Annotated in this window: 1 protein-coding gene and 1 pseudogene; both read right to left on the bottom strand. The window is 74.2% G+C overall.

Going from position 1 to position 1,230, the window contains the following annotated elements; all coding sequences use genetic code 11:
- On the bottom strand, positions 1 to 531 hold a 531-nt coding region (locus tag FV222_RS26585), incomplete at its 3' end, for a hypothetical protein (RefSeq protein WP_246685688.1).
- A 27-nt stretch (positions 532 to 558) separates the two neighbouring features.
- Positions 559 to 1,230, bottom strand: a pseudogene (locus tag FV222_RS30210) (peptidase M48); the annotation flags it as partial.

Genomic DNA, 1,230 nt, shown 5'->3' with positions numbered 1-1,230 from the left:
GGCCCCCGCGCGCCGGTTGCGGACGAGCGCAACGAGCGCCGCCACGATGGTGGCGAACGTCGCCAGGAGCACGACCACGAGGGTGATGGTGCGGTTCACCAGGCGGTCGAGGCCGAGATCGGTGGTGACGAGGTCGGGGCGGGCCGGGTCGGCCATGACGCTGATGCTGTAATCGCCGAGGTGCACGCCCGTGAACACGTAGTTCACCCGGCGCGTCACCGCGCCCTTGGGCGTGGACAGGCTCAGGGTCGCGTCGCAGATGTGGACGACCAGCTTGGTGCTGCACCGCCCGTCGCTCACCCGCGCGTCGGGGACGGGTTGGGCCGCCTCGCGCACCTGCCAATCCGACAGCACCGCCGGCGCCGTATAGAGGGCGCAGGCCACCAGGACGCCGCACAAGCCGGCGACGCCGAGCAGGACCCAAAGGGTCTGTCGCCAGCCGCCGCTGGCCGGCGGCAGCCGCAGGGGGGCCTGCGAAGCGTTCGTGGCAGGGCCGGTCGAGGGGCCGGTGCGGTCGGGCGATGCGGTCATCGAGCCTCAAAGGGTCCGGGTTTCGGATCAGGCGGCTTCGGCCTGGGCCAGGAGGCGACGCGCCTGCGCCGCGACCTGGTAGCGGCCGAGCAGGTCGACGAAGTCCTGCGGCGTCGTCCGGCGGGGCAGGCCGAGGGCGAAGGTGACGATGCGGCGCTTGGCGTCGAGCTTCACGCCGCGCCCGCCGGGCACGCGGACCGGGAACGGCGCCTCCGGCGGCAGCAGCAGGCGCGTGGCGATGCCGGTCTGGTTCACGCTGATGTCGAGGTCGGCGATCGCCTCCCAGGCGATAGACCGATCGAGCCCCGGCACCTCCAGCCCGTCGGGGCGCAGGATCAGGGTGACCCGCTCGCCGCGCCAGAGCCGGTAGCCGCCCAAAGCCCCGAGGATCGCGCCGAGCACGAGCACGACGACCGCGAAGTAGCCGGCCTCCCGCGCCGAGAGACTCGGGAAGCCGAAGATCGCGAGGCCGAGCGCCGCGAGGCCGAACAGGACGGCCGCGCCAACGAGCACGAAGGCGCCGGGGCGGCTGTTGTCGCGCAGCACCTGGTCCTCGGCGGCGACGCCTGCCGCCGCCGTCTCCAGGTCGGCCCGCACGGCCGCCTCGTGCTCGCGGACCACGCCGAGGAAGTCGGCCGTCGCCGCCCGGCACAGGCCGGCCGGGTCGGCGAAGTAGGCGCCGAGCTGGCTGAGGGCGTG

It is taken from the genome of Methylobacterium sp. WL103 (assembly GCF_008039885.1).
GTDB lineage: Bacteria > Pseudomonadota > Alphaproteobacteria > Rhizobiales > Beijerinckiaceae > Methylobacterium > Methylobacterium cerastii.
The sequence above is the reverse complement of the archived record's forward strand: the minus strand, read 5'-3'. Positions and strand labels throughout refer to the sequence as shown.